1 protein-coding gene and 1 pseudogene are annotated in these 1,482 nt (G+C 67.1%); both read left to right on the top strand.

Translation table 11 applies throughout. From position 1 onward, the window contains the following. A pseudogene (locus ASE22_RS07350) lies at nt 1-414 on the top strand (glucose-6-phosphate dehydrogenase); the annotation flags it as partial. 174 nt (nt 415-588) lie between these two features. Next, the gene (gene pgl / locus ASE22_RS07345) at nt 589-1,293 is read left to right on the top strand and encodes a 6-phosphogluconolactonase (protein ID WP_056356844.1); all 705 of its coding nucleotides are present in this window, start codon (nt 589-591) and stop codon (nt 1,291-1,293) included. Nucleotides 1,294-1,482: the final 189 nt, after the last annotated feature.

Genomic DNA, 1,482 nt, shown 5'->3' with positions numbered 1-1,482 from the left:
GCGCTGAAGGTCAACATCGACAATTGGCGGTGGCGGGGCGTGCCCTTCTACCTGCGCACCGGCAAGCGGCTGCCGAGCCGCCAGTCGGAGATTTTCATTCAGTTCAAGGGTGTACCGCACTCGATCTTCGACGGACGGGGCGCGGTGCTGCAACCCAACCGGCTGATCATCCGTTTGCAACCCGACGAGAATGTCCGGTTGCTGCTGATGACGAAGGAGCCCGGACTCGATCGCGACGGGATAAGGCTGAGGGAGGTGCCGCTCGACATCTCGATGCCCAACGCCTTTGCCGACAGCCGGCGGCGGATCGCCTATGAGCGGCTGCTGCTCGACCTGGTCGAGGGCGACCAGACGCTGTTCGTGCGGCGCGACGAGGTGGAGGCGCAGTGGGAATGGGTCGACGCGATCCGCGACNCCGCGACGGCTGGGCCGCCAACGGCATGAAGCCCAGGCCCTACACCGCGGGCACCTGGGGCCCGTCCGCCGCCATCGCGCTTACCGAGCGCGACGGCGTCACATGGCATGATTAGGATGCAATAAATCCTCCCTGCGCGAAGCGTTGGAGGATCTTGAACCAAGAGGAAGACTATGATCGAGGCCGAATGGTGGGATTATGACGACGCGGCCGAATGGGCCGACGCCGTCGCGGGCGATGTCGGCTTCATCATCGAATCGGCGCTCGATGCGCGCGGTTCGTGCCTGATCGCGCTGCCGGGCGGGAAGACCCCGCTGCCGATCTACGAGAAGCTGGCCAAGGCGAAGATCGACTGGAAGCGGGTGACGATCATCCCGACCGACGAACGGATCGTGCCGATGACCGATCCGCTGTCCAACGCGGCGGCGATCGCGAAGATCTTCCTGCCGAAGGGCGCGCGGGTAATCCCCGTGATCAGCGAGAAGGCCCCCGACTATCGTAGCGCCGGCATGGCCGCCGACGCCCGGCTGCAGGATTTTCCCTTCCCGCCCGATCTGGTCTGGCTGGGGGTCGGCACCGACGGCCACACCGCCTCGATCTTCGCCGGGCCCGACCTCGACGATGCGCTGGGCGCGCCGAAGGGGCGCCGCATGGTCGGGGTGATGCCCGATCCGCTGCCGGCCGAAGCCCCGGTCGCCCGGGTGACGCTGACCAAGGCGGCGATTCTGTCGGCGCGCACCGTGATGCTGGTGTTGACCGGCCAGGAAAAGAAGGCGCTGCTCGAACGGGCGATCGAGGAGGGGGCGGGCTCCAGCCTGCCGGTGGGCCGCGTGCTCGCCGATGCCGAACAGGCGATCGACATCCACTGGTGCGCATAGCCGATGCGGGTCTTTCCCGCGCGTTCGTATCGAGCGCCGTCGAGACGCGTCGCTCGACGAACGGTGGCGTGGGATGGCCCCGGCATGGGAGAGTGAGACGATGAGCCTGCACGCAGTGGTCGAGGCGGTGACGTCGCGAATTATCGAGCGGTCCCGCGCGGGCCGTTCGGCCTATCTCGACCTGATCGC

It is taken from the genome of Sphingomonas sp. Root720 (assembly GCF_001428605.1).
In the GTDB taxonomy this organism is placed as follows: Bacteria; Pseudomonadota; Alphaproteobacteria; order Sphingomonadales; family Sphingomonadaceae; genus Rhizorhabdus.
The sequence above is the reverse complement of the archived record's forward strand: the minus strand, read 5'-3'. Positions and strand labels throughout refer to the sequence as shown.

Bases quoted from the DNA above. Each gene is read 5' to 3' on its own strand.
- pgl (WP_056356844.1), top strand. From the start codon at position 589: ATGATCGAGGCCGAATGGTGGGATTATGACGACGCGGCCGAATGGGCC.